This is a genomic window from Rhodococcus mengyinensis (genome assembly GCF_048381435.1).
GTDB classification, from domain to species: domain Bacteria; phylum Actinomycetota; class Actinomycetes; order Mycobacteriales; family Mycobacteriaceae; genus Rhodococcus_F; species Rhodococcus_F opacus_D.
The window spans coordinates 114,734-137,362 of record NZ_JBLWIT010000109.1; the positions used below are offsets into that span (position 1 = coordinate 114,734).

At 68.8% G+C, this 22,629-nt stretch carries 24 protein-coding genes; 14 read left to right on the plus strand and 10 right to left on the minus strand.

The window, feature by feature from the left end:
* The first annotated feature begins 64 nt into the window (after positions 1-64).
* Positions 65-733, plus strand: coding sequence for a hypothetical protein (locus ACNJ7E_RS23095; protein ID WP_283332783.1), 669 nt, complete (start codon positions 65-67; stop codon positions 731-733).
* Between the two features lie 38 nt (positions 734-771).
* Here the strand turns inward: ACNJ7E_RS23095 and ACNJ7E_RS23100 are convergent, their stop codons facing one another.
* A complete protein-coding gene (locus ACNJ7E_RS23100; RefSeq protein WP_280782955.1) occupies positions 772-2,184 on the minus strand; it encodes a hypothetical protein in 1,413 nt (470 codons plus the stop codon).
* 20 nt (positions 2,185-2,204) lie between these two features.
* On the opposite strand from ACNJ7E_RS23100, the gene ACNJ7E_RS23105 reads away from it, so the two are divergent.
* The 4 genes from ACNJ7E_RS23105 to ACNJ7E_RS23120 are packed head-to-tail and all read left to right on the plus strand — an operon-like array spanning position 2,205 to position 5,413.
* Complete coding sequence (locus tag ACNJ7E_RS23105) at positions 2,205-3,011, plus strand: S-methyl-5'-thioadenosine phosphorylase (RefSeq protein ID WP_418341062.1); 807 nt, start codon at positions 2,205-2,207, stop codon at positions 3,009-3,011.
* Positions 3,008-4,075: an NAD-dependent epimerase/dehydratase family protein gene (locus ACNJ7E_RS23110; RefSeq protein ID WP_418341063.1), complete on the plus strand. Its 1,068-nt coding sequence runs from the start codon at positions 3,008-3,010 to the stop codon at positions 4,073-4,075. The genes ACNJ7E_RS23105 and ACNJ7E_RS23110 overlap by 4 nt, the downstream gene beginning before the upstream one ends.
* 10 nt (positions 4,076-4,085) lie before the next feature.
* Entirely contained in the window at positions 4,086-4,742 is a 657-nt protein-coding gene (locus ACNJ7E_RS23115) for a glycosyltransferase family 2 protein (protein WP_418341095.1), read from the plus strand.
* Positions 4,739-5,413, plus strand: a complete 675-nt coding sequence (locus tag ACNJ7E_RS23120; RefSeq protein ID WP_280782958.1) for a TIGR04282 family arsenosugar biosynthesis glycosyltransferase — start codon at positions 4,739-4,741, stop codon at positions 5,411-5,413. The genes ACNJ7E_RS23115 and ACNJ7E_RS23120 overlap by 4 nt, the downstream gene beginning before the upstream one ends.
* 7 nt (positions 5,414-5,420) lie before the next feature.
* Here the strand turns inward: ACNJ7E_RS23120 and ACNJ7E_RS23125 are convergent, their stop codons facing one another.
* The gene (locus ACNJ7E_RS23125) at positions 5,421-6,110 is read right to left on the minus strand and encodes a TetR/AcrR family transcriptional regulator (RefSeq protein ID WP_280782959.1); all 690 of its coding nucleotides are present in this window, start codon (positions 6,108-6,110) and stop codon (positions 5,421-5,423) included.
* A gap of 220 nt (positions 6,111-6,330) precedes the next feature.
* Here ACNJ7E_RS23125 and ACNJ7E_RS23130 point away from each other — a divergent pair, with 220 nt between their 5' ends.
* Genes ACNJ7E_RS23130 through ACNJ7E_RS23145 form a run of 4 tightly spaced genes read left to right on the plus strand, consistent with a single transcriptional unit; the run spans position 6,331 to position 10,488 of the window.
* Positions 6,331-7,233 (plus strand): metal-dependent hydrolase, encoded by a 903-nt coding sequence (locus ACNJ7E_RS23130; protein WP_283332777.1) that lies wholly within the window; start codon positions 6,331-6,333, stop codon positions 7,231-7,233.
* The gene (locus ACNJ7E_RS23135; protein WP_280782961.1) at positions 7,233-8,303 is read left to right on the plus strand and encodes a PDR/VanB family oxidoreductase; all 1,071 of its coding nucleotides are present in this window, start codon (positions 7,233-7,235) and stop codon (positions 8,301-8,303) included. Before ACNJ7E_RS23130 ends, ACNJ7E_RS23135 begins: the two co-directional genes overlap by 1 nt.
* A 27-nt stretch (positions 8,304-8,330) precedes the next feature.
* A complete protein-coding gene (locus ACNJ7E_RS23140) occupies positions 8,331-9,281 on the plus strand; it encodes an oxidoreductase (protein WP_280782962.1) in 951 nt (316 codons plus the stop codon).
* A gap of 49 nt (positions 9,282-9,330) precedes the next feature.
* Complete coding sequence (locus tag ACNJ7E_RS23145) at positions 9,331-10,488, plus strand: alpha/beta fold hydrolase (protein ID WP_418341064.1); 1,158 nt, start codon at positions 9,331-9,333, stop codon at positions 10,486-10,488.
* On the opposite strand, the gene ACNJ7E_RS23150 is transcribed toward ACNJ7E_RS23145, so the two are convergent.
* Entirely contained in the window at positions 10,457-11,356 is a 900-nt protein-coding gene (locus ACNJ7E_RS23150) for a phosphatase PAP2 family protein (protein ID WP_280782964.1), read from the minus strand. The genes ACNJ7E_RS23145 and ACNJ7E_RS23150 overlap by 32 nt on opposite strands.
* Before the next feature lie 52 nt (positions 11,357-11,408).
* Positions 11,409-12,194, minus strand: a complete 786-nt coding sequence (locus ACNJ7E_RS23155) for a crotonase/enoyl-CoA hydratase family protein (protein ID WP_418341065.1) — start codon at positions 12,192-12,194, stop codon at positions 11,409-11,411.
* A gap of 79 nt (positions 12,195-12,273) precedes the next feature.
* Here ACNJ7E_RS23155 and ACNJ7E_RS23160 point away from each other — a divergent pair, with 79 nt between their 5' ends.
* The 3 genes from ACNJ7E_RS23160 to ACNJ7E_RS23170 are packed head-to-tail and all read left to right on the plus strand — an operon-like array spanning position 12,274 to position 15,547.
* A complete protein-coding gene (locus ACNJ7E_RS23160) occupies positions 12,274-12,885 on the plus strand; it encodes a TetR/AcrR family transcriptional regulator (protein WP_009477303.1) in 612 nt (203 codons plus the stop codon).
* The gene (locus ACNJ7E_RS23165) at positions 12,882-14,519 is read left to right on the plus strand and encodes an acyl-CoA dehydrogenase family protein (RefSeq protein WP_418341066.1); all 1,638 of its coding nucleotides are present in this window, start codon (positions 12,882-12,884) and stop codon (positions 14,517-14,519) included. The genes ACNJ7E_RS23160 and ACNJ7E_RS23165 overlap by 4 nt, the downstream gene beginning before the upstream one ends.
* The gene (locus ACNJ7E_RS23170) at positions 14,516-15,547 is read left to right on the plus strand and encodes a crotonase/enoyl-CoA hydratase family protein (protein WP_280782968.1); all 1,032 of its coding nucleotides are present in this window, start codon (positions 14,516-14,518) and stop codon (positions 15,545-15,547) included. The genes ACNJ7E_RS23165 and ACNJ7E_RS23170 overlap by 4 nt, the downstream gene beginning before the upstream one ends.
* Here ACNJ7E_RS23170 and ACNJ7E_RS23175 read toward each other — a convergent pair.
* From ACNJ7E_RS23175 to ACNJ7E_RS23190, 4 genes are read right to left on the minus strand one after another with little or no spacing between them, the layout of a single operon-like run.
* Positions 15,514-16,203 (minus strand): cation diffusion facilitator family transporter, encoded by a 690-nt coding sequence (locus ACNJ7E_RS23175; protein WP_280782969.1) that lies wholly within the window; start codon positions 16,201-16,203, stop codon positions 15,514-15,516. The two genes, ACNJ7E_RS23170 and ACNJ7E_RS23175, sit on opposite strands and share 34 nt — an antisense overlap.
* A complete protein-coding gene (locus ACNJ7E_RS23180) occupies positions 16,203-16,532 on the minus strand; it encodes an ArsR/SmtB family transcription factor (RefSeq protein ID WP_005248604.1) in 330 nt (109 codons plus the stop codon). The genes ACNJ7E_RS23175 and ACNJ7E_RS23180 overlap by 1 nt, the downstream gene beginning before the upstream one ends.
* A 57-nt stretch (positions 16,533-16,589) precedes the next feature.
* Positions 16,590-17,849, minus strand: a complete 1,260-nt coding sequence (locus tag ACNJ7E_RS23185) for an RNA polymerase sigma factor (protein WP_418341067.1) — start codon at positions 17,847-17,849, stop codon at positions 16,590-16,592.
* Positions 17,850-17,854: 5 nt separating this feature from the next.
* Positions 17,855-18,295, minus strand: a complete 441-nt coding sequence (locus ACNJ7E_RS23190) for a YciI family protein (RefSeq protein WP_280782971.1) — start codon at positions 18,293-18,295, stop codon at positions 17,855-17,857.
* Between the two features lie 222 nt (positions 18,296-18,517).
* Between ACNJ7E_RS23190 and ACNJ7E_RS23195 the strand changes: the two genes are divergently transcribed.
* Positions 18,518-20,341: an NAD(P)/FAD-dependent oxidoreductase gene (locus ACNJ7E_RS23195; protein WP_105419626.1), complete on the plus strand. Its 1,824-nt coding sequence runs from the start codon at positions 18,518-18,520 to the stop codon at positions 20,339-20,341.
* Positions 20,342-20,406: 65 nt separating this feature from the next.
* On the opposite strand, the gene ACNJ7E_RS23200 is transcribed toward ACNJ7E_RS23195, so the two are convergent.
* Positions 20,407-20,841 (minus strand): SRPBCC family protein, encoded by a 435-nt coding sequence (locus tag ACNJ7E_RS23200; protein WP_283332765.1) that lies wholly within the window; start codon positions 20,839-20,841, stop codon positions 20,407-20,409.
* 9 nt (positions 20,842-20,850) lie between these two features.
* The gene (locus ACNJ7E_RS23205) at positions 20,851-21,150 is read right to left on the minus strand and encodes a DUF4193 domain-containing protein (protein ID WP_280782976.1); all 300 of its coding nucleotides are present in this window, start codon (positions 21,148-21,150) and stop codon (positions 20,851-20,853) included.
* A 458-nt stretch (positions 21,151-21,608) separates the two neighbouring features.
* Here ACNJ7E_RS23205 and ACNJ7E_RS23210 point away from each other — a divergent pair, with 458 nt between their 5' ends.
* The gene (locus tag ACNJ7E_RS23210) at positions 21,609-22,625 is read left to right on the plus strand and encodes an iron-siderophore ABC transporter substrate-binding protein (RefSeq protein WP_317570848.1); all 1,017 of its coding nucleotides are present in this window, start codon (positions 21,609-21,611) and stop codon (positions 22,623-22,625) included.
* The last annotated feature ends 4 nt before the right edge of the window (positions 22,626-22,629 follow it).

A 22,629-nucleotide genomic window follows, 5' to 3' on the forward strand; every position in this document is an offset into this window, starting at 1 on the left:
GTCGCACCGAATACCTAGTGAACATCCACCCACCCCCTTCCTCCGGAAAGGCTGTTTGATCATCATGTCGAACTATCGAAAAGCACTCGTAGCGGCGGCCATCGGCACCCTGGCCCTGACCCCGCTCGCGGCGTGTTCGAGCAACGACTCGAATGCGTCGTCGAATGTGAGCACAGCAGCATCCACGCAACCCGCACCCGTCGCCCAGGTCGACAACCTGACCGGGGTGAGTACCGCCGTCGCACTGGATTCCGGCTTCACCGGTGCCCTGACGACGCTCGGCCTCACACCCGGAGTGGTGGGTACGGCGGCCCTCGCCGACGGATCGGTCAGCTTCCCGATCACCGGCGGCAACGTGAAGTACTGGGAGCCGGGCACGGTTGACCCCTACGTACAGGGCGAGATCATGCACGACGGGAGCGGATTGTCGCTGGCGGCGCCCGGCACCGTCGTCGAACTCACCGATTTCGCGATCGACCCGGGCACGTCGCTTCTCACCGGCGACGTGAGCGTCAACGGTGCGTCCGCGGCCACCGATGCGGTGTTGTTCGATCTCAACGGCCGCACGTTGAAGCCGCTGCAGACAGGCCCGAACGACACCGCGATCCTGCAGGGTACCGAGGTCAAGATCTCGGAGGACGCGGCCGGACTGCTGAACGAGACGTTCAAGACCGACGCCGTGAAGCCGGGGTTGCTGGTCGGAATCGCCACCATCACGATCGCGACCAAGTGACCGTCTGCCCCCGAACGGCACCTCGGATGCGCCGGCCGTCACCAGTTCGTGAACAGCAGATGGTTGACGGCCAGCGCACCGGCGGCCTGCACCGCGAGCCAGAACCGATGGCTTCCGCGCGGCAGGAGTGCGGGGGCGGCGAGAAGCCACACTTCGAACGGCAACCAGATCCGCTCGGTCTCCGCCTTGCTCAACGCGCTCAGATCGGCGATCACCACCGCCGCCAGCGCGGAGAGCACGAGGACGGGAACCGGCGACAGCGCCCGCACCCGCGACCAGGCGAACGCCCGGGGCAGTGCGGCGGGCACCGCCAACCCCACCGCGCAGACGAGCGACGCGAAGTTGGCCCAGCCCCAATAGGCGAAGGGACGATCCGACGCGATGCCCTGGTAGTACCGGTCCTGCACCAGCTGGTAGCCGTCGAACCACCAGAATCCGTACAGCGTGAACACGGCCGCCACCGCGAGCGCACCGGCCAGGGCGCCGACCAGCGGGCGGGCCGTGCGCGCGATCATCAGAACGGCGACCGCCGGGATCGCCATCAGCGTGAGCCCGTAGCTGAGGTAGACACCGAAGCCGAGCAACACACCCGCCGCCACCGCGACGAGCGCGGGCACCGGGACGGTACGAGTCGCCGAGAGGGCCAGCAGGGCGATGCCCCACGCGACCACGCCGGCGAACAGCGCGTCCGCCGACACCGCCACCCAGATCGCGGCGGGTGCGAGGACGAGGAACGGGGCCGCGCGACGAGCCATGGCCTCGTCACCGAGCGCACGGACGGCGACGATCACCGCGGCGCCGGCGCTGGATCCGACCGCGACGCACAGCGCGGACGCCCAGGCGCCGCCGTCGAGTCCGATCCGGTCGAGCCAGACGAACGTCAGGAGCGCACCGGGCGGATGCCCGGACACGTGGGTGGTCCACGAATCGGGCTGCAGGTCCAGGATTCTGTCTGCGAAACCACGCAGCGTCGCCGGGATGTCCGTGACACCAGGAACCTCGTGGAGATACTCGTCGGTCGAGGTCAGGCGCCCGGCGAACCCACGCTGCCAGCCGTCGACCAGCGCGAGCGCCATCGCCCACAGGGCGGACACGAGCCACACTCCCACCGTGAGACGACGCCACGCCAACGTCTGCGCCAGGCCCGGCCCCCACAACACGACCGCCGCCGCGACGGCGACGGCGACCGGCGTCCCCCACCCGACGTGCACGTCGCGGAACCCGAACAGCGGCGCGGCGTCCGCGAAGTCCCGCACACTCGCCGCGGTGCGGTGGACGATGGGGGTGATCGTCTCGTTTCCCAGCCGCGGGACGACGAACGCGACCACCACCAGGATCAGGGCGAGTGCGGCGCCCACGACGTCGCGGTACCGGAAATTCCGCTCCTCGGCGCGCTGCGGGGATCCGATGACGTCATCTCCTTCGGCGAAAGTCGCACTCGCGCCCAGCATAACGACGGAGGATTGACTGCATGACCGCAATGAGTGCACGCGAACCGGCCCGCGCGGACGTCGCCGTGATCGGCGGGAGCGGCTTCTACTCGTTCTTCGACGAGGACGCCGCGGAAGTCGCGATCGACACTCCGTACGGCCGCCCCAGCGCCCCGATCACGGTCGGCGACGTGGAGGGCAGGCGGGTGGCGTTCCTCCCCCGCCACGGCGCCCGGCACGAATTCGCGCCGCACACCATCCCGTACCGCGCCAACCTGTGGGCGCTGCGCACGCTGGGCGTGCGGCAGGTGTTCGCCCCCTGCGCCGCCGGAAGCCTCACCCCCGACCTCGGACCGGGCTCGATGGTCGTGCCCGACCAGTTGGTCGATCGCACCAGCGGACGCACCCAGACGTACTTCGACGGAGGCGGCGTGCACGTCCAGTTCGCCGACCCGTACTGCTCGGACCTGCGCAAGGCCGCCGCCCGGCCGGGCACCGTGGAGGGCGGTGTGCTGGTGGTGGTCGAGGGCCCGCGCTTCTCGACCAGGGCGGAAAGCGTGTGGTTCGCCCGGCAGGGCTGGACCCTCGTCAACATGACGGGCCACCCCGAGGCGGTCCTCGCCCGGGAACTCGAGATCTGCTACGCCACCATCGCTTTGGTCACCGACCTCGATGCGGGAATCGAGGCCGGCGCCGGGGTACGCGCAGTGGACGTGTTCGCCGAGTTCCAGCGCAATCTCGGGTCCTTGAAGACGCTGGTGCGGTCCGCGATCGCCGCCGCCCCCGACGGCCCCTGCGAAGCCTGTCGCGTCCACGAGGGTGTGACACTGCCGATCGAGTTACCATGACGGGAACACGTGTACTGCTCACGGGTGCAGCCGGATTCATCGGCGGTCACGTCCGCGTCGCGCTGATCGAAGCCGGTCACGACGTCGTGGCCGTGGACGCTCTGCTCCCGTCAGCGCACGGTGCCGACGTCGAACCGCCGGACGGTGTGCGACGCGCCGACGTCCGCGACCTTCCCGCTCTGATCGAACTACTGAGGGGTGTGGACGTCGTGTGTCATCAGGCCGCCGTCGTCGGTGCCGGTGTGGACGTGAGCGATGCCCCGGCCTACGCCAGCCACAACGATCTCGGTACGGCGACACTGCTCGCCGCGATGCACGAATCGGGTTGCGAGAAGCTGATACTCGCGTCGTCGATGGTCGTCTACGGAGAAGGCCGGTACCGCAACGGGCGGGGCGAGTTCGTGGAACCGGCCGCCCGCCGGACCGAGGACCTGGCGGCGGGAATCTTCGACGAGACGGATCCCGATACGGGGAAGCCCCTGCAGTGGGCCCTCGTGGAGGAGAACTCGCCACTGCGGCCGCGGAGTCTCTACGCCGCAGGCAAGGTCGCGCAGGAGAACTATGCGCTGGCCTGGGCCCTGGCCACCGGCGGTTCCGTGACCGCTCTGCGCTATCACAACGTGTACGGCGATCGCATGCCGCGGAACACCCCGTACTCCGGCGTGGCCGCGATGTTCCGTTCCGCCCTCGAGAACGGCGACCCTCCGCACGTGTTCGAGGACGGCAGGCAGACGCGGGATTTCGTGCACGTCCACGACGTCGCGGCGGCGAACGTGGCCGCGGTCGAGGCGGCGCTGCCGGGATTCTCGGCGTTCAATGTGTGCTCGGGGCAACCGATCACGATCGTCGAGGTGGCCGCGACGCTCGCGCGTTCGTACGGTGGCCCCGAACCCGTCGTCACCGGCGAGTACCGTCCCGGCGACGTGCGGCACATCGTCGCCGACCCCCGGCTGGCCCGGGAGCGGCTGGGGTTCCGGGCGCAGATCATGCCCGCCGAGGGAATCGCGGCGTTCGCGCACGCTCCCCTGAGGGACGCGGCGCCGGCGGGACCTCCCCGTGTCTGAGCGCGAGCCGATCTCTGCGCGGGACGTCACCGTCGTGATCCCGTGCATGAACGAGGCCGGATCCCTGCCCGGAGTGCTGGCGGCGGTGCCCCGCGACTACCGGACGGTGGTGGTGGACAACAACTCCACCGACGACACCGCCGCGGTCGCTTGGGCGCACGGTGCGTCGGTGGTGCGGGAGCACGTCCCGGGCTACGGTTCGGCCGTGCACGCCGGGGTGCTGGCGGCGCAGACACCGGTGGTCTGCGTGCTGGACGGCGACGGCTCGATGGACGCGGGTGAACTCCGGCGACTGGTCGCCGCGCTGGGCTCGGGAGCCGACCTCGCTGTGGGACGGCGTCGGGCCGATCGACGCGGCACGTGGCCGTTGCACAGCAGGATCGGCAACGCCGTCCTCGCCGCACGACTCCGGCGCCGGTACGGGCTGCCGATCCACGACCTCGGGGCGATGAGAGCCGTGCGCAGACAGGACCTCCTCGACTTGGGTGTCGACGACCGCAGGTCGGGCTATCCGCTGCAGCTTCTCGTGCTCGCCGGCCGCGCCCACTGGCGGGTCGTGGAACACGACATCACGTACCGGCCGCGCACCGCCGGCGCGTCGAAGGTGTCGGGTTCGCTGAAGGGCACCGTCGTCGCCGTCCACGACTTCTGGAAGGTGATCGGGTGAGCCTCGACGTCGCAGTACTCGTGGTCGCGAAGGCGCCGGTGCCCGGGTTCGCGAAGACCCGGCTCGCGCGGGACGTCGGCGACGCCCGGGCCGCCGACCTCGCCGCCGCCTCGCTGCTGGACACCCTGGACGCCGTCACCGGTGCGGGTGTCGCGCAGCGGGTGGTGGCGATGACCGGCGACCTCGGCCGGGCGGTCCGGGGCACCGACATCGCCTCGGCGCTGGACTGTTTCACGGTGCTGCCGCAGCGGGGTGAGAATTTCGCGGCGCGATTGGTGAACGCCCACGCCGACACGTTCGACGCGTTCGGCCTGCCGATACTCCAGATCGGCATGGACACACCGCAGGTGACGGCGGTACTGCTCGCCGAATCGGCGGACCTGCTCACCGAACGGAGAGGCCGGTGCGTCCTCGGACTCGCGGAGGACGGCGGGTGGTGGATCCTCGGAGTGCCCGACGCCGTGGCGACGGAGGCGATCGGATCGGTTCCCACGTCGAGTCCGGACACCGGACGCCTCACCCGGGAGGCCCTCCTCGCGGCGGGCGCCGAGGTGCTGTCGCTGCCGACGCTCCGCGACGTCGACTACGCGACCGACGTCGCACCGGTCGCCGCCCTCTGCCCGGAGTCCAGCCACTTCCGCCGTGAGTACTTATTAACCACAGGAGGTTGACAAGTACTCACGGGGCGTTGATGCGGGCGAGCGCGAGATAGAGCGGCTCGGTGGGGTCGAGTTCGATCCCGTTGCGACGGAGGAACGCGTCGAGCACGCCCCACACGAGGGGCGCCACCTGGCCGACGAAGTACTCGGTGTCCGGTTTCGCGGAACCCTTCGACGACTCGAGCCACAGGTCGGTGGTCGAGACCATAATCCCGACCGCGGCGCGGGCGGTGAACCGGACGTCGGAGACTTCGGCGGACACGGACTCGAAGATCGTCGACGCGACGCCGGCCAGCCGCTCGGTGAGGTCGCGCTCGACGTCGAGGGACAGGGCGGATCCCGCGCCGTCCTGTTTCAGCTCGCCGTCCGCCAGGAAGCGGAAGACGTTCGGGTGCTCGGCGACCACCTCGGCGTAGCCGGTGATGGCATGGTTCAGCGCCTCGTGCGGTGTGGTGAGCAGGAAGTTGAACTTGGGCGCCACCAGCTTGTAGACGTCGTGGGTGGTGCGGTCGGCGATGGCCTTGTAGAGGTCGGCCTTGTCGGCGAAGTGCCGGTACAGCCGGGGCTTCGTGGCCCCCGCCTCCTTGGCGATGTCGTTCATGCTCGGGCGTGGGCCGTGCGTGTCGATCACCCGGTAGGCGGCGTCGATGAACTCTTCACGGGCGCGTGCCCGCCGGTCCCACGACCGCGGGGTGTCTGTTTCTGCCACTTCGCCTGGACTCCGAATACTCGTTGGACCGCGTGCCGATACCCAGGGTACGGGACCGTGTTCCGACAACGGCAGTAGTGGTTGACACCGAAGTTCGCCGGTGTGACACTCGACTCGCACAAAACGTAACCGCGGGTAACGCTCATCGTGTCTCGCGGTACCGGCGGCCACGCGGCCGAACGGCGCCCCTCGCCCGAAGCCGACTTCGAGGAGATCACTGATGGCACTGCGGAACGGAAAGAAGGTCGACGCGATCGACGTCGACCCCGGTGACGTGACCCTGCAGGCACGCAACGTGAAGTTCGACTGGTCCCGGACCCCGCTACACTGGATTCCCGGCGAACCGATCGCCTCCCACACGCTCAGCGCGATCAACCTGATCCTCCCCGAGGGGGAGCGGTGGTTCTGCGCGACATTCACCGAGGCGCTCCCCCTGATCAACGACGACCGGCTCCGCGCCGACGTCCGCGGGTTCATCGGGCAGGAAGCGATGCACGCCGAGACCCACAACGTGGTGCTGTACGAGTTCCTGGACGCACACGACGTGGATCCGCGGCCGTTCGTGCTGCAGTCGGAATTCCTCATGCGGAAGGTGCTGGGCCGCAGGGAGATGGGCAGCGCCCGCGCGCAGCGTCAGCAACTCGTCGAACGGCTCGCGTTCATCGGTGCGATCGAGCACATGACGGCGTTCCTGGGCGACTGGATCCTCAACGCGCGCCTCGAGGACTTCGACGCCGACCCGAGCATGACCGACCTCTACCGCTGGCACGGCGCGGAAGAGGTCGAGCATCGCAACGTCGCTCACGACGTCGCCATGTACTTCGGGGTGGGGTACTTCCGCCGCAACCTCGCGATGCTGGTGTCGTATCTCGCGTTTCTGGTGGTGATGACGCGCGGGCTGAAGTTCATCGTGCACGCCGACCCGACCATGCGCGACCGCGGCTACTTCTCGCTGTGGATGGGGCTGTTCGCGGCGATGCGCCGCGGTTCCCTGCCCGGACTGTCGAGCCTGTTCCGGGGCGCGCTCCGATACCTCAACCCCCGGTACTCGCCGCAGGCCGAGGGTGACACGGCGCAGGCGATCGCCTACCTGGCCAAGTCGCCGGCCGCGAGGGCGGCGTAGTGACTCCGACGTATCCGGCACCGACCTCCGTACCGGGTGATCTGTGGGGGAAGCGGCAGCGCGACCCGCTGCTACGTGCCGTCGCCGGTGTCACCACCGCGTACATGCGGTCGCTGCGCTTCCTCTACCGCACCGACCTCACCCCACCGGTCAGCGACGGCGGCCGGAGAATGCTGGTGCGTGAGCGCAGAGTGGTGGCGCACGACGAGAACGTCGTGAGCCTCACGCTGGCCGCCCCCGACGGCGGCGAACTCGACCGGTGGCGGCCGGGCGCGCATCTCGACCTCGAGCTGCCGTCCGGGCGGCGGCGTCAGTATTCCCTGTGCGGCGACCCGGCAGACAGTCGCGCGTACACCATTGCGGTGCGGCGCATTCCCGACGGCGGCGGAGGCTCACTCGAGGTCCACGAACTCCTGCACCCCGGAGCCTCGGTGAAGGTCCGCGGCCCGTACAACGCGTTCCCCTTCGCACTGCCCGGACACGGATCGACCGCCGACGGCCTCCACTTCGTCGCCGGCGGAATCGGGATCACCCCCATCCTCCCGATGGTGCGCCTTGCCCATCGCCTCGGCCTCGACTGGTCGATGGTCTACACCGGCCGTAACCGGGAGTCGCTGCCCTTTCTGGACCAGCTCGCGGAGTTCGGCGACCGGGTGACGGTGCGCACCGACGACGACGGCGGCGGAATACCCAGCGCAGCAGAGTTACTCGGCGCGGTGACCGATACGTCCGCGGTGTACTGCTGCGGACCGATCCCGATGATCGCGGCGATCGACGACGCCCTGCCGCCTGGTGCCGAATTCCACTACGAGCGGTTCTCGCCCCCACCGATCGTCGACGGGCGGCTGTTCGAGGCCGAACTCGCCCGCACCGGCGAGGTGGTCGTCGTTCCCGCCGACCGGACGGCGCTCGACGCGATCTCCGACGTGCGTCCCGGGCTCGCCTTCTCCTGTCGGCAGGGGTTCTGCGGCACCTGTGCCATCCGCGTGGAGCAGGAGGGCCGGACCTCCGGCCAGATGCTGCTCTGCGTCGAACGCACCCAGGGCGAGCGCGTCGTCCTGGATATCTGACAACCCTCCCGAGGAGACGGTTCCTTCATGACACCACTCGACAACAGACACTTCGGGTTCGGCGACATCCCCGACCAGTGGGGCAGGACGATCCTCGTCACCGGCGCGAACAACGGACTCGGGCTCCACGCCGCGACGGCGCTCGCCGGTGCGGGCGCGACGGTCCTGCTCGCGTGCCGCAATCCGCAGACCGGTGCCGCCGCGCTCACCCGGATCCGCAAGGCGGGCAGCGACGCCGAGCACCACCTGATTCCCCTGGACCTCACCGACCTGGCCTCGGTCCGCGACGCGGCGCAGCACGCCTGCGGGGTCGCACCGCGGATCGACGTGCTGATCAACAACGCGGGACTGATGGCCGTTCCCTTCGGCCGCACGGTGGACGGTTTCGAACTGCAGCTCGGCACAAATCATTTCGGGCACTTCGCGCTCACCGGACAACTCCTCCCGGCGCTCCTCGCCGCCCCGGCCCCGCGCGTGGTCACCCTCGCGAGCATCGCACACCGCCGCGGCCGGATCGTGCTCGACGACCTGAACTTCAACCGCCGCAAATACACCCGGATGGGCGCGTACAACCAGTCGAAACTCGCCAACCTTCTGTTCAGCGGCGAATTGGCCAGGCGCAGTGCGGCCGCCGGTCTTCCGCTCCTCTCGGTGGCGACGCACCCCGGCATCGCCGCCACCAATCTCTTCGACTCGATGGTCCCGCCGATCCCGGGGGCTCTCGCCGTGACCCACCTCGGATTGCGGGTGGTCGGCAACGACGAGAAGGACGGCGCGCTCGGACAGCTTTACGCGGCGACGATGCCCGACGTCCGCACGGACGACTACCTGGGTCCGAACCAATTGTTCGGGGTTCGGGGATCGGTGGCGCGCTCGCCGCGCACCGGTGGGGCACGAAACACGAAACTCGCGGCGGCCCTGTGGGAGAAGTCCGTCGAGCTGACCGGGGTGGAGTACTCCCAGCTCGTTCGCGCGTAGCAGGGCCCCTCTGCCTCCGCGCGTACCATCGGAGTGGATGTCGGAGAGAATGACACGCCATCCGTCCACCGTGGCCGACTGGAGCAACGATCGCCGCAAGGCGCGTCTGCACGCGACACGGCTCGGTCACCGATGGCAGAAATTCGGTCGCACCCGGCGCTTCCTCGCCGCGGTCGCGCTCGGGACCGTCCCCCTGCTCCTGGCCGGCGGACAGTACTGGGTGCACGACGTGCAACCCGAACGCGAGCGACTCGCGCTGACCCAGCCACAGATCCACGAGGTATACGACGCGCAGTCGGCCGCCGACCACGACACCGCCGTCGTCGACCTGGTCGGACTGGGAAACAAGGATGCCACCGACACCGCCCGCACCCTGTCCTCGTACGACCGGATCGGGCGGGTATGGGCGGTCCAGTACGACAACGGCGGTATCGACACCAAGGTGATCAGCGAACTGATCGCCACCCGCGCGGCCGACGAGGGCATCGACAACATCGTCCTGTCCGGGCACAGCATGGGCGGCGTCGTCGCACTGGAGGTCGCGCAGCACATCTACGAGGACACGGACGCCAACCTCATCGGAGTGGTGCTCGACTGCACCCCCGTGGACCTGCACGCCGTCCGGGCCGGGAGCCGCGACAGCGGCGAGGACATGCTGAGGTGGATCGGCTGGCTCCCCGGCGCGCGAGAGAGCCGGACGATGCGCCTGCTCGTGGAGACCGCGGCCCGGCAGAGCAGGTTCCTCGACACGAAGTCGGACTGGTATCCGCACGTCGACGTCGACGAGTTCCGCGACGTCGTCGACGAGGTCCTCACCGAGAAGGTCCTGTCGGAGGACGTGGCGAGCAACGGGCTGATCGAATCGCAGTTCAAGACCATCGTCGCGTCCGGTGCGATCGACAACCTGAAGTCGCTGGCGGTGGAGACGGACGACAAGCCGCGGCCCGGGATCGTCTTCGTGCGTCCCCGCGCGGGGTGGAAGGACGCGGTGGTCGACGTCGACTACACGCAGAAGATCCTCGTCGAACAGTCCGGCGGGACCGACGGCAGGCTGCTGGTGGCGAAGCTCGACGGGACCGGTCACGCGAATCCGAACCAGCAACCGGTCGCGTACAACGAGGCGATCGTCGGCCGCATCCTGCCCTTCCTCCAGCCCATTCTCGACGAGCTGTCGGTCACCAGCGACGTCGCGGGCGGCCGGCGGTGACGGCCCGGCCCGGCCACGCCGTCGTGCGCGACTCCCACCCCCGTGCCAGCAGGACCGCCAGTCCCACATACGCCCATCCCGCCAGCACGTCCACGACGTAGTGCTCACCGCCGTAGACCAACACGAACGCCATGGCGAGCGGGTACGCGACCAGCAGCGCCCGCGACCACATGTTCTTCGCGAACGGCCAGAGGGCGACGGCCACGAGCAGGGCGAACGCCGCATGCAGGGACGGCAGTGCGGCGACGGGGTTGCTCTGCGCCTCCAGCCACCGTGTGCTGACATCCGTGGGGACCACACCGAATCCGAAACCGGCGACGCGGCCCACGCTGCCGGAGATCACGTCCCCCTCGGCGGCCAGCCACGGCGGGACGGACGGCAGCAGGATGTAGGTGACCAGGCCGAGATACGACAGCAAGAGCACCCGCCGCATGTACCCCGACCACAGGTCGCGCGAGTACACGTAGAAGACGGCCGCGACCACCCACGGAACGATGAAGTGGCTGGTGTAGACGATTCCCGTGAGCAGAGTCCACCACGGCAGCTCGCCCGTCGGGGGTAGGAGGGTGTCCTGCAACCAGACCGTGGGGATCGCGCCGCCGAAGAGCCAGCTCTCCACGGTCACCAGTTCCTCCGCCCGCACCGGCATCCCGAGTTCGTGGGCGACGCCCCGGCTGAGGTCGTACACGACGAGAGCGGCGATGAGCGGCAACCAGTCCCGCACGACGCGCAGATGGTCCTGCCACGGCCGATCGATCGTGAAGGCGACGAGGCCGGCGACGATCCACGTCGCCTGGTAGATGCGGTCGGTGGGGAGCCCCAGCGTGTAGATCGTGGCGGCCAGCGCGAGCAGGTACGCACACCACACCGCCCACCGGAGGTGCTGCCGCCGCCCGTGAGTACTTATTAACCGCCCGCCGTTAATAAGTACTCACGGGCGCAGCATCCCCATGCCTGCCTGCCCCGGCGGCGAAGCGTGCGGCACCCTCCACCGTCCCGTTGGCCAGAGAGATTGCGCCGTGCCGGAATTCGTTCAGCAGGGCCTGATCCTCGGTGAGTCCCGACTGCTCGAGCAGCGACAACCGGTCCTGCCGCAGGCACACCTGGGGCAGGCCGGCGATCTCGGCGGCCAGCCGGCGGGCCGCGGTGAGGGCCTCCCCCGCCGCGACCTTCCGGTTGATCAGCCCGATACTCAGGGCTTCGTCGGCGTCGACGGGCCGCCCGGTGAGGACGAGATCCATCGCGCGACTTTCCCCGATGAGCCGCGGCAGGCGGACGGATCCGCCGTCGATGAGCGGCACGCCCCAACGTCGGCAGAACACGCCGAGGACGGCGTCCGCACCGGCGACCCGCAGATCGGCCCACAGCGCCAGTTCGAGCCCGCCTGCCACCGCGTGCCCGTCGATCGCGGCGATCACCGGTTTGGACAACCGCATCCGGGAGATGCCCATCGGTGCGTCACCGTCGGGCGCCACCCGGTTCCCGGTCCCGGAACTGATCGCCTTGAGATCTGCTCCGGCGCAGAATGTTCCGCCTTCGCCGTGGAGTACCGCGACCGACGCGTCCTCGTCCGCGTCGAATGCGCGGAAGGCGTCGGCGAGCGCCTCTGCGGTGGGCCGGTCGACGGCATTGCGGACTTCGGGCCGGTTCAGGCTGATCGTCGCGACCGGGCCGTCCTTGCGGACGAGTACCACGTCGGAAGTCATCGAGTGCGCCTTTCCTCGCTGGTGTAGCCGACGCTAGCACCCTTGACGGAAGAACGGAACGGGTGTTCACTCCTTGAATATGGCCTACCGGCGCACACCCGCCGTCCAGGAACGTCTGGACGCTCTCCGCACCACCCTCATCGATTCCGCGATCGGGCTGATCGCCCGCCACGGATACGCCGGGTGCTCGATCTCCGCGGTCGCGGCCGAGGCGGGCGTCGGCACCGGCACCGTCTACCGGCACTTCGCGAACAAGGGCGAACTGTTCGCGGAAGTCTTCCGCATCGTCTGCAGCCGCGAGGTGAGCGCCGCCGTCGAATCCGGCAACGCCGCCCGCGGCGCCGAAGGTCGGTGCGTCGCCGCGGTATCCGCCTCCGTCGGCACGTTCGCCGAACGCGCGCTGCGCGCACCCACCCTGGCGTACGCGCTACTCGTCGAACCTGTCGACCCGCAGGTCGACACCGAACGCCTCCTGTTCCGCGAGTCCTTCCGCGACGCCCTCGCGGTCGCGATCGCCGCCGCCGTCGAGGCCGGGGAGATCCCGGAACAGGACGCGTCGGTGACCGCAGCCTGCATCGTCGGCGCCATCGGCGAAGCGCTGATCCTGCCCCTGGCCCGCGGCGCCGCCGACGGCGCGATCATCCCCGCCCTGCTCACCTTCACCCTTCGATCCCTCGGGAGCCCGACATGAGTGCCACACACGAGGTCGTCAACCAAGCGCCGCCACTGGTCGATTTCGACGCGGCCGATTACCCACCGATCCTCGAAGCGCTGCAACGCGAGGGCGCCCACGACGCGCTCGAGGAACTGCACGACGTCGGACGCCTCGCCGGAAGCGAGGACGCCCAGCGCTGGGGTGATCTCGCCGAGGCGCACCCTCCCGTCCTGCGCACCCACGACCGCTACGGCAATCGCATCGACGAGGTGGAGTACGACCCCGCGTACCACCAGCTGATGACCACCGCAGTCGAGATGGGCCTGCACGGCGCGCCGTGGGCCGACCCGCACCCGCGCGCCCACCTGGTCCGGGCCGCGAAGATGGCCGTCTGGGGCCAGGTCGACGCCGGACACGGTTGCCCGATCTCCATGACGTACGCCGTGGTCCCCGCCCTGCGCCACCACCGTGAGCTGGCGGAACAGTACGAACCGCTGCTCACCGCCCGGGTCTACGATCCGGCGCTGCACCCTCCGCTGACGAAGGCCGGACTGATCGCCGGGATGTCGATGACGGAGAAGCAGGGCGGCTCCGACGTCCGCGCGGGCACCACCCGCGCGGTGCCGCAATCCGACGGCAGCTACCTCCTGACCGGCCACAAGTGGTTCACGTCGGCGCCGATGTCCGACGTGTTCCTCGTGCTGGCGCAGGCCCCCGGCGGACTGTCGTGTTTCTTCCTCCCCCGGGTGCTGCCGGACGGCACCCGCAACCGGATGCACCTGCAGCGCCTCAAGGACAAGCTCGGCAACCATTCCAACGCCAGCAGCGAGGTCGAGTACGACGAGGCGGTGGCCTGGCTGGTCGGCGAGGAAGGCCGCGGCGTTCCGACGATCATCGAGATGGTCAACATGACCCGGCTCGACTGCACCATCGGCACCGCCACCGGCATGCGTGTCGGCACCGCGCAGGCCGCGCACCACGCCGTGCACCGCAGCGCATTCGGCGCCCACCTGGTGGATCAGCCGCTGATGCGGAACGTGCTCGCCGACCTCGCCGTCGAGTCGGAGGCGGCCACGACCGTCGCCCTGTGGCTGGCCGCGCTCACCGACCGGGCGACCGCCGGCGACGAGCACGCGAACACCCTGCGTCGCATCTCGCTGGCGGTCAGCAAGTACTTCGTCTGCAAGCGCGGCCCGATCCACGCCGCCGAGGCCCTGGAATGCCTGGGCGGCAACGGGTATGTGGAGGAATCGCGCATGCCGCGGTTGTACCGGGAGGCTCCCCTGCTGTCGGTGTGGGAGGGATCCGGCAACGTCGCCGCCCTCGACACTCTGCGTGCGATGGCGAAACAGCCGGAGACGCTTCAGGTCTTCTTCGACGAACTCGATTCCACCGCGGGAGCCGACACGCGACTCGACACCGCCGTCGCGGATCTGAAGGCGAGTTTCGGCGATCTCGACACGCTCGAGCACCGGGCCAGGCGCATCGTCGGCGACATGGCGCTCGCCCTCCAGGGGTCGCTGCTGATCCGCCACGGACACCCGGCGGTGGCCGACGCGTTCTGCGTCAGCCGGCTGTCCGGCGACTGGGGCACCGTGTTCGGGACGCTGCCGGCCGGCGTCGACACCGCCGCCATCATCGACCGCGCCACTCCCAAGGTGGGGTCGTGACCGGCCGCGACGACCACGCCGGCACCCGTCCGGCGGCCTGGCGCGACGGCTGGGACGAGGGCGGCGACTCCCTGTTCGCGGGTCGTGAACCGGACCGGGCGGACGACGCGGCGGAGTATCGAACCCTCACCTACGAGGTGACCGGGCGGATTGCCCGGATCACGTTCAACCGTCCCGACCACGGCAACGCGATCACCGCCGACACTCCTGTCGAACTCGCCGCCACCGTGGAACGCGCCGACCTCGATCCCCGCGTCCACGTGATCCTGCTGTCGGGGCGCGGGAAGGGATTCTGCGGCGGATACGACCTGGGCATCTTCGCCGAGAACGGCGGCCACACCGACGAGGAACCGGACCGCACGACGGGCACCGTGCTCGATCCGATCGTTCAGGCGCGCAACCACAATCCGTTCGGCAACTGGGATCCGATGGCCGACTACGCGATGATGAGCCGGTTCAACCGCGGTTTCGCGAGCCTGCTCCACGCGAACAAGCCGACGGTCGCGAAGATCCACGGATTCTGCGTGGCCGGCGGCACCGACATCGCGCTGTATTGCGACCAGATCGTCGCCGCGGACGACACGAAGATCGGCTATCCGCCGACCCGGGTATGGGGTGTGCCTGCTGCGGGAATGTGGGCGCACCGCCTCGGCGACCAGCGGGCGAAGCGACTCCTCCTCACCGGCGACTGCATCACGGGGCGGCAGGCGGCGGAGTGGGGTCTGGCGGTGGAGTCGGCGCCCGCGGAGGAACTCGACCGCCGCACCGAGGACCTCGTCGAGCGGATCGCGAGGATGCCCGTCAATCAGCTGATGATGGTGAAACTCGCACTGAACAGCGCGCTACTGGCGCAGGGCGTCGCCAACTCGACGATGGTGAGCACCGTCTTCGACGGCATGTCCCGGCACACCCGCGAGGGGTACGCGTTCCAATTACGCTCGGCCACCGCCGGATTCCGTGAGGCCGTCCGCGAACGCGACGAGCCGTTCGGCGATCACAAGTCGCAGCAGTCGCAACCTGGATCCTGATCGACCGCGCGACCACCGACCGGCGCAGGGCAGCAGGTGTCGCCCTTCCACGCGTCGACGCCTTCCTTGACGGCGATGACCGCAATCACCAGGGCGGCGATCGGATCGGCCCACGACCAGCCGAGGGTGCTGTTGAGCAGCAACCCGACGAGCAGCACCGCGGACAGGTACGTGCACAGCAGCGTCTGTTTGGAATCGGCGACCGCCGACAGGGAACCGAGTTCACGACCGGCCCGGCGCTGCGCCCAGGACAGGACCGGCATCACGGCCAGACTTGCTGCGGCCAGTGCGATTCCGACCGTCGAGTGCTGCGCTTCGCCGACTCCCAGCAGTGACCGCACCGCGTCGACGCTCACGTACGCGGCGAGCCCGAAGAACGAGAACGCGATGACTCGGAGCGCGACCTTCTCCCGCGACTCGGGATCGCGTCCCGCGAACTGCCAGGCGACCGCGGCCGCCGACGACACCTCGATCACCGAATCCAGGCCGAACCCGATCAACGCCGTCGACGACACCCGTGCGCCCTCGGTGAGTGCCACGATCGCTTCGATCACGTTGTAGGAGATCGTCGCGGCCACGAAGAACCGGATCCGGCGGGACAGGACCTGCCTGCGTTCGCCGGACGGTCTGGTGGGCATGCCGAGTTCGGACGCCATCAGCAGCAGCCTTCGGTCTCCGCGTCCGGGCAGCAGGACGGATCGACCGCGAGCACCAGGCCGAGCAGGTCGTCGAGGGCACGTGCGATCCGCGGGTCGGCGAGTTCGTACCGGCTCCGCCGACCCTCCGGCACCGCGACGACCAGACCGCACCCACGCAGGCACGACAGATGATTCGACAGGATCTGCCGGGATACCCCGATCTTCTCGGCCAACTCCGATGGATACCCGGGCCCGGACCGCAGGCTCAGCAGAATCTGCGTGCGGGTGGTGTCCGACAGCGCGTATCCGAAACGCGCGAGGGCGTCCCGGTGGACCAGCGTCTCCATGATTCTTACTATACAGCGATTTCTGTATTCAGGAAATCGTGAATCAATTGTGGAGACTCACGGTTCGGCCTGCTCCGACGCGGCGGCGGCGCGGGCCATGAGGAGGTTCCGTTCACGGCGCGTCGGTGCGGTCGCCGCGGCGTCCTCGAGGATCCGGGCCGCCTCGCCGTAGCGGCCGAGGCGTTCGAGGACTTCGCCCCGCACGGCGCCGTAGAGGTGCAGGCGCGCCAGCCGAGGGTCGTCCCGCACGGCATCGAGCGCAGCGAGCGCGGCCCCGGGCCCGTCCGAATGCAGCAACGCCACCGCACGATTGAGTTCCACCACAGGCGACGGCGCCACCTGCGCCAGCGCGTCGTACAGGGCGACGATCGCCTCCCAATCGGTGTCCTCGAAACGTGACGCCCTGGCATGACACCCGGCGATCGCGGCCTGCAACGAATAGGGGCCCAGCGGGCGGCCGATCCCGACAGCCCGCTCCAGCGCGGCATTGCCGTGCGTCAGAAGGGTTCGGTCCCACCGCGACCGGTCCTGATCCTGCAGCAGGACCGGCTCACCGTCGACGCCCACCCGGGCGGCGAACCGTGAAGCCTGCAACTCGGTGAGCGCCACCAGTCCGTGCACCTCCGGTTCCCGGGGCAGCAGGCCGGCGAGGACACGGGCGAGCCGCATCGCCTCCGACGCGAGGTCACGCCGAATCCAGTCCTCGCCCGACGTGGCGGAGTACCCCTCGTTGAACACCAGATAGACCACCTCGAGCACCGCCGCCAACCGCGCCGGAAGTTCCTCGCGTGCAGGCACTTCGAACGGCACCTTCGCCTCCGACAGCGTCCGCTTGGCCCTGCTGATCCGCTGCCCCATCGTCGCCGAGGGGACGAGGAACGCCCGCGCGATCTCGTCGGTGCGCAGACCCCCGACCAGGCGAAGGGTCAACGCCACCCGCGATTCCCGGGGAAGCACGGGATGACACGCGACGAAGACCAGAGCGAGCAGGTCGTCCTCCACGCCGTCGACGGCGTCCGGCGCCGGCATGGCGCTCGGCGGTTGCGCGGCCGGGTCGACGGCGATCTCCGTGTACTTCGACTGCCGCGACCGGTCACGGCGAATGCGGTCGATCGCCTTGTGCTTGGCCGTGGCCGTCAGCCACGCACCCGGTTTGTCGGGAACGCCCTGCTCCGGCCACTGTTCGAGCGCGAGCACGAACGCATCCTGAGCGATCTCCTCGGCGATCCCGACGTCACGGACGAGGCGGGTGAGCGACGCGATGAGGCGTGGCGACTCCATGCGCCACACCGCCTCGACCGTGCGCTGGACGTCCACCGAACTCAGCCGTTCGGGTGCTGCTCACGGATCCGCTCCGCCAGTGCGGCTTCCTTCTCCCGCAGTTCCGGCGTGAACTCGTCCCCGAAATCCTCCGACTCGAAGATCGGCCGCACCTCGATCAGCTGGCGCAGTCCGGTGCCGGGGTCGGCGGGGCACTTCTTGACCCACTCGATCGCCTCCTCGAGGGATCGCACCTCCCAGATCCAGTAGCCCGCGATGATCTCCTTCGACTCGGTGAACGGGCCGTCGACCACAGACGTCGTGCCGCCCTCGAACACCACCCGCGCGCCGGCGCTGGTCGGCTTCAGACCCTGACCGTCGAGCATGATGCCCGCGTTCACCAATTCCTCGTTGTACGCACCCATCGCCGCCAGCATTTCCTCGGTCGGGGCGATCTTGTCTTCGTCGGCACCTGCACCCTCGATCATCACCATGACTCGCATGATTTCCTCCTCGATTGTGGTCGGTCCCGGCCTTCGTGCCGTGGACTCACACAGTACGTCGAACGGGCTACCCCCAATTTCGACATTCGCACCCGTGAGTACTTATCAACCGCCCGCGGTTAATAAGTACTCACGGGCGGGGACTGCAACACGATGCAACGCTTGCCGCCCGCCCCACTCCGGAGTGTGCTGTATGTCACATACCAAGTGAAGGAGAGGTACATGACACAGACGGTCCAGCCGACTGCGGTGCAGACGTCCCTGACACCTCAGGAACGAGTCGACCTGTGGTTGGCGAGCTTCGAATCCGCTCTCGCCGCGCGTGACGTCGACCGCGCCGCAGGCATGTTCGCAGTCGACAGCTTCTGGCGCGACCTGGTGGCGTTCACCTGGAACCTCAAGACGGTCGAGGGACGCGACGCCGTCGCCGCGATGCTCCACGCACGCCTGGACGACACCGACCCCGTCAACTTCCGCACCACCGAGACACCGGACGAGGCCGACGGCGTCACCTCGGCATGGATCGAGTTCGAGACCGCAACGGGCCGGGGCAAGGGACACCTGCGCCTGAAGGGCGACGAGGCGTGGACCTTCCTCACCACCATGCAGGAGTTGAAGGGCCACGAGGAACGCCGCGGACGGAACCGCGTCAAGGGTGCCGTCCACGGCTCCGGCGGCGACACCCTGAGCTGGGCGGAGAAGCGGGAAATCGAGGAGCGGGAACTCGGCTACACCCGCCAGCCGTACGTTCTGGTGATCGGCGGCGGCCAGGGCGGCATCGCGCTCGGCGCGCGGCTGCGCCAACTCGGTGTCCCGGCCATCGTCGTGGACAAGAACGAACGCCCCGGCGACCAGTGGCGCAACCGGTACAAGTCGCTGTGCCTGCACGACCCGGTCTGGTACGACCACCTGCCCTACATGCCGTTCCCGGACAACTGGCCGGTCTTCGCGCCGAAGGACAAGATCGGCGACTGGCTGGAGATGTACACCAAGGTGATGGAGATTCCGTACTGGTCGTCCACCACCTGCACGTCCGCGACGTTCGACGAGGAGACCAAGGAGTGGACCGTCGTCCTCGACCGCGACGGCGAGGACGTGGTGCTCCACCCGAAGCAGCTGGTGCTCGCGACCGGCATGTCGGGCAAGCCGAATGTTCCGTCGTTCCCGGGCCAGGACGTCTTCCGGGGCGAGCAGCACCATTCGAGCCGGCACCCCGGTCCGGATGCCTACGTGGGCAAGCGCGTCGTCGTCGTGGGTGCCAACAACTCGGCTCACGACATCTGCAAGGCGCTGTTCGAGAACGGCGCCGACGTGACGATGCTGCAGCGGTCGTCCACCCACATCGTGAAGTCGGACTCGCTGATGGACCTCGGCCTCGGCGACCTCTACTCGGAGCGCGCGGTTGCGGCGGGCATGACGACGGAGAAGGCCGACCTCACGTTCGCGTCGCTGCCGTACAAGATCATGCACGAGTTCCAGATCCCGATCTATCAGAAGATCGCCGAACGGGACAGGGACTTCTACGACCGACTGGAAAAGGCCGGATTCAAGCTCGATTTCGGTGACGACGGCTCCGGTCTGTTCATGAAATACCTGCGCCGCGGATCCGGCTACTACATCGACGTCGGCGCGTCCGAACTCGTCGCAGACGGCAGCATCCACCTCGTGTCCGGGCAGGTCGACCACCTCACCGAGGACGCCGTGGTTCTCACCGACGGGACGGAATTGCCTGCCGACCTCGTCGTCTACGCCACCGGCTACGGGTCCATGAACGGGTGGGCCGCCGACCTCATGGGTCAGGAAGTGGCCGACAAGGTCGGAAAGTGCTGGGGCCTCGGCTCGGACACCACCAAGGACCCCGGACCGTGGGAGGGCGAGCAGCGCAACATGTGGAAGCCGACGCAGCAGGAAGCGCTGTGGTTCCACGGTGGCAACCTGCACCAGTCGCGACATTACTCGCTGTACCTCGCTCTGCAGCTCAAGGCCCGGCACGAGGAGATCCCGACACCGGTGTACGGGCTGCAGGAGGTGCATCACCTCAGCTGATCGGCCCTGATATGCAGCGGCGCCCTCACTCGTCGAGTGAGGGCGCTGTTGAATCGTGAATACGCTTACCTCGCTTCGAGGACCCCGGTCATCTGCTTGACGGTTTTGGCCGCGAGCACCTCGAATGCGAGGCGGGCGACGGGGTCGGCGAATCGCGCCAGGCCGGTGAATTCGAGGTGGGCGCGGTAGGTGATCGACGTGGAGGCGTCGTCCACCTTCTCGAACGCCAGATCGTCCGACGTGGCTGCGGTGCCGTTGCGACCCTCGAAGACGACGTGATCGGGGTCGTCGCGGGTCATGCGGTAGGTGAGTTCGGTGGTGCGGCCGAAGAACGACGACACGTTGTGCCATTCCGTGCCCACCGCCACCGGACCGGGGGTGGTCTGCTCGCACGTGTCGGTCCCGGGATCCCAGGCCTCGGTGTTCGCGAAGTCGCGCAGGTACGCGACGACTTTCTCGAGCGGTGCGGCGACGGTGAACGTTCTACTGACCTCGGCCACTCGGGCCTCCTATACGCAGTCGCGGCAGATCAGCTGTCCACCCTCTTCGGACGCGAGACGCGACCGATGATGGACCAGGAAGCAACTACTGCAAGTGAATTCGTCGGCCCTCTTCGGAACGACGCGGACAGTGAGTTCCTCACCGGACAGGTCGGCGCCGGGCAGTTCGAAGGACTCCGCCGTGTCGGTCTCCTCGACGTCGACGACGGACGACTGCGAGTCGTTCCTCCGTGTCTTCAGTTCTTCGAGCGAGTCCGCGGCGAGTTCGTCGTCGACGGTAACCCGTGGTGCGTCGTAGTCGGTTGCCATGACTTCCTCCCTTTGGCTCATGTTCCCCGTGTCGTGAAATTCCACACTTGCGGGGCACGGTTGCTAGACAACGCACCGATCCCGCGTTTTGTTCCCGGGCGGCCACAGCTCACCGCGTGATTGCGGGATGCCCGTTCCGGGTACCACTCAATCAGCCGATCGGAAGGTGGTCAGTTGATGACGAGTGCCCACGACGAGCTCGGCAATCCCGTGCCGGACCCGGAGCCGGTGCCGCCGGATCCGAGCCCTCCGCCCGTCCCGCCGACGCCGTCGCCGCCTCACCCGTTTCCGCCCGAGCCGGGGCCGGAACCTGCACCTCCCGAGCCCGGGCCGCAACCGGGGCCGCCGGAACCTCCGGGACCTCCGCAGCCCCCGATTCCCGAGCCGACTCCCCCGTTTCCGCCGCAGATGCACGGCCGGGACCACTCCCTGTAGGTTAGCCTCACCTACAGGGAGGTATGTGGATGCGAACGCTCGACCGTCGCAAGTTCCTGAGCGTGAGCGCCGGGGTCGGCCTTGCCGTCGTCGCCGCAGCGTGTTCCTCGGGAACCGCAGCAGACACCGAAGGCGGCACCCGGACGGTGACGCACAAGAAGGGAACGACCGAAGTCCCGGACAACCCTCAGCGCATCGTCACGGTCGGCTACTCCGACCAGGACACGCTCCTCGCGTTCGGACGTCAGCCGGTCGGCGTGACCGACTGGTACGGCGACTACCCGGACGCCACCTGGCCCTGGGCCCAGGACGCGCTGAGCGGGACGCACCCCGAGGTCTTCAACCGCGGACAGTTCACCGGTGAGGCCAATTTCGCGTACGAGGCCATCGCGAAACTCGATCCCGACCTGATCCTCGCGCTGTACATCGACGTCGACGACGACGCGTATCAACGACTCTCGGCCATCGCGCCCACCGTGACGACGTCGCCGGACTACCCCGATTTCGGCATGCCGTGGCAGTACGCCGTCCGGATCGTCGGCACCGCCCTCGGCGAGGACGAGAAGGCGAACCACCTCGTCGCCGGCGTGGACGACCTGGTGGCGCAGCAACGCGCCGCCCACCCCGAGTTCGAGGGCAAGACGGTTGCGGTCGCCGAGCTGGGCGACGCCGGCACGTTCTACGTCCGCTCCCCGAACGACCCTCGTTCACGCCTGATGACGTCGCTCGGGTTCGTCGTCCCGGAGCGGATCGCGCAACTCGCAGGCGATCAGGATGCGTTCACCATCAGCAAGGAGCAGTTCGACATCGTCGACGTCGACGTCCTCGTCTGGAACGTGGGCAGCAGTCCCGGCGCCGAAGCGAAGATCACCGCCGACCCCGTCTATCAGTCGCTACCGGTGGCAAAGGCGGGGCGGGCCGTGTTCGTCGACGACCCCACCGTCTCCGGCGCGCTCACCTGGGGCACCGTCCTCAGCCTCCCGTACGCCGTCGAGGCACTCGTGCCGAAACTGGCGGAGGCCGCCGCCAAACCGGCCTGACGCC

Excerpts from the sequence above, each read along its gene's own strand:
- ACNJ7E_RS23195 (WP_105419626.1), top strand. The coding sequence starts at position 18,518 with ATGACACAGACGGTCCAGCCGACTGCGGTGCAGACGTCCCTGACACCT.
- ACNJ7E_RS23110 (WP_418341063.1), top strand. The coding sequence starts at position 3,008 with ATGACGGGAACACGTGTACTGCTCACGGGTGCAGCCGGATTCATCGGC.
- ACNJ7E_RS23165 (WP_418341066.1), top strand. The coding sequence starts at position 12,882 with ATGAGTGCCACACACGAGGTCGTCAACCAAGCGCCGCCACTGGTCGAT.
- ACNJ7E_RS23100 (WP_280782955.1), bottom strand. The coding sequence starts at position 2,184 with ATGCTGGGCGCGAGTGCGACTTTCGCCGAAGGAGATGACGTCATCGGA.
- ACNJ7E_RS23130 (WP_283332777.1), top strand. The coding sequence starts at position 6,331 with ATGGCACTGCGGAACGGAAAGAAGGTCGACGCGATCGACGTCGACCCC.
- ACNJ7E_RS23160 (WP_009477303.1), top strand. The coding sequence starts at position 12,274 with ATGGCCTACCGGCGCACACCCGCCGTCCAGGAACGTCTGGACGCTCTC.
- ACNJ7E_RS23175 (WP_280782969.1), bottom strand. The coding sequence starts at position 16,203 with ATGGCGTCCGAACTCGGCATGCCCACCAGACCGTCCGGCGAACGCAGG.
- ACNJ7E_RS23145 (WP_418341064.1), top strand. The coding sequence starts at position 9,331 with ATGACACGCCATCCGTCCACCGTGGCCGACTGGAGCAACGATCGCCGC.
- ACNJ7E_RS23180 (WP_005248604.1), bottom strand. The coding sequence starts at position 16,532 with ATGGAGACGCTGGTCCACCGGGACGCCCTCGCGCGTTTCGGATACGCG.
- ACNJ7E_RS23210 (WP_317570848.1), top strand. The coding sequence starts at position 21,609 with ATGTGGATGCGAACGCTCGACCGTCGCAAGTTCCTGAGCGTGAGCGCC.
- ACNJ7E_RS23190 (WP_280782971.1), bottom strand. The coding sequence starts at position 18,295 with ATGCGAGTCATGGTGATGATCGAGGGTGCAGGTGCCGACGAAGACAAG.
- ACNJ7E_RS23105 (WP_418341062.1), top strand. The coding sequence starts at position 2,205 with ATGACCGCAATGAGTGCACGCGAACCGGCCCGCGCGGACGTCGCCGTG.
- ACNJ7E_RS23155 (WP_418341065.1), bottom strand. The coding sequence starts at position 12,194 with ATGACTTCCGACGTGGTACTCGTCCGCAAGGACGGCCCGGTCGCGACG.
- ACNJ7E_RS23205 (WP_280782976.1), bottom strand. The coding sequence starts at position 21,150 with ATGGCAACCGACTACGACGCACCACGGGTTACCGTCGACGACGAACTC.
- ACNJ7E_RS23095 (WP_283332783.1), top strand. The coding sequence starts at position 65 with ATGTCGAACTATCGAAAAGCACTCGTAGCGGCGGCCATCGGCACCCTG.
- ACNJ7E_RS23140 (WP_280782962.1), top strand. The coding sequence starts at position 8,331 with ATGACACCACTCGACAACAGACACTTCGGGTTCGGCGACATCCCCGAC.